We start from the raw sequence: 1,943 nt of genomic DNA on the forward strand, positions 1-1,943 counted from the left end.
TAAGTATTTTTACTTATTCATTCGGGCCTAGCAATGTACTATACTATGTAGTGTTATTGAAGTGCGGAGTGTGGGTTCTACCAGTTGCACTTGCTGTTGACCGAAGAACGAGACGCAAGCCCCTGGCTTCAGACAGGGGGATAAGTCGGCAGCGGTTTCAACCGCCTTCAGTATTTAACAAAACTTAATGCAAAATTAGTGTCGTATGCAGGTTCGTGCTGTATGACTACACTATGAGCGTCAATTACAGATCAAACAAAAATGTCGTCTACTCGTGTAAATACCATATTGTGTGGTGCCAAAAATATCGTCGAAAGGTTTTAATTGAAGGTGTTGATGCCCGATTAAAAGAAATATTGTTAGAGGTGGCGACTGAGTGCGGCAGCGAATTGATAGAAATGGAAGTAATGCCAGATCATATTCATCTCTTAGTCGAGTGCGATCCTCAGTTTGGGATTGCCAAACTAATTCGGTACATGAAAGGGCGCTCTTCCAGGTATCTTCGCCAAGAATTCCCTTGGTTAAAAAGTCGATTGCCAACGTTATGGACTAATAGCTACTTTATTGCAACTGTTGGCGGTGCGCCTATTTCGGTAATCAAGCAGTACATTGAGAATCAAAAAAATGTCTAGTTATGGGTAGTAATAAATATGTAGTGAATTTTAATTACAGTAATTGAATACATATAGCCTTTCGAGCTCTCATATGAGGTACTCATGGGCATAGGGCATAGGGCATAGGCCTCCGTGGGCATACCTCACCACGCTTGAGAACCGCTATAGGATAATTTTATAACTCACACAATCAAATTTTGTGAGTTTAATATTTCTTTACGCGCTCGAATCGAGATTGAGTTACAGTTATGCTATCATAAGTAACTATTGCTGGAATCCTTGGTATCTGCCAATATTAATTTAGTCATATAATATGCTACCCTCACGATCAAATGGCCCTGATTGTGGTTCAAATCACATAGTTAAAAATGGTATTATTCATAATAAAAAACCCAAATACAAATGTCAAAGTTGCGGTAGCCAATTTGTCGAAAATCCGACCAACAAAGTAATTAGCTCACCAACAAAAAAATTAATCGCTCGACTTCTTTTGGAGAAGATTTATTTGGCTGGTATAGCTAGAAGCAGGGGGGTTTCTCAAAAATGGTTACAGGATTACGTAAATAATAAATATGCCTCAATCGAACGCACAGTAAAGGTTTAACCTAAAACACAAGTCAGATTGAATGTTGAATGTGATGAACTGTGGTCATTTGTAGATGGCAAAGAAAATAAGCAATGGGTGTGGCGCCGCAATGGATAGAGAGACCAGAGAAATTATTGGTGTTTATATTGGTGCTCGTAGCGAAGAAGGAGCAAAACAATTATGGAATTCTCTACCTCCTGTATATCGACAATGTGCTGTTTGCTATACAGATTTTTTGGCTGCATATGCGTGTATTTTTCCAAGCACACGCCATCAGCAAGTTGGGAAAGACAGTGGAAAAACTAATCACATTGAAAGATTTAATAATACTTTGCGCCAACGTGTTTCTCGTCTAGTAAGAAAAACTCTTTCATTTTCTAAAAAGTTAGAAAACCCTATTGGTGCTATTTGGTATTTTATCCATCATTACAACTAGGTTTCGAGCCAATAAATATCTAATCACTACATATTTACTACTACCCAATTTTCATCACATTTTCATTTTTGACACCTTGTGAAACTAAGATTAAAAAATGTGCTTTTTGGCGGACTTGATGATGTCTGCTTTCGCGATAAATTCGGTTTAGCAATTTCAAGAAAAGTGAATTAATATCTCAAAGTAAAAACCTATAAAACCTCTTGGAATACAACTTGATATTTTTAGTATATTATCCCACACTCCGCACTTCAATAACACTACATAGTATAGTACATTGCTAGGCCCGAATGAATAAGTAAAAATA

General features: G+C 37.4%; 1 protein-coding gene and 1 pseudogene. Both read left to right on the forward strand.

Translation table 11 applies throughout. The features are described 5' to 3' along the window. The first annotated feature begins 233 nt into the window (after nt 1–233). Nucleotides 234–632, forward strand: a complete 399-nt coding sequence (gene tnpA, locus QUA16_RS36505) for an IS200/IS605 family transposase (protein WP_333109726.1) — start codon at nt 234–236, stop codon at nt 630–632. Between the two features lie 295 nt (nt 633–927). Continuing rightward, nucleotides 928–1,636, forward strand: a pseudogene (locus QUA16_RS36510) (IS1 family transposase). The last annotated feature ends 307 nt before the right edge of the window (nt 1,637–1,943 follow it).

The organism is Microcoleus sp. S13_C3 (assembly GCF_036700905.1).
Classification (GTDB): domain Bacteria; phylum Cyanobacteriota; class Cyanobacteriia; order Cyanobacteriales; family Microcoleaceae; genus Microcoleus.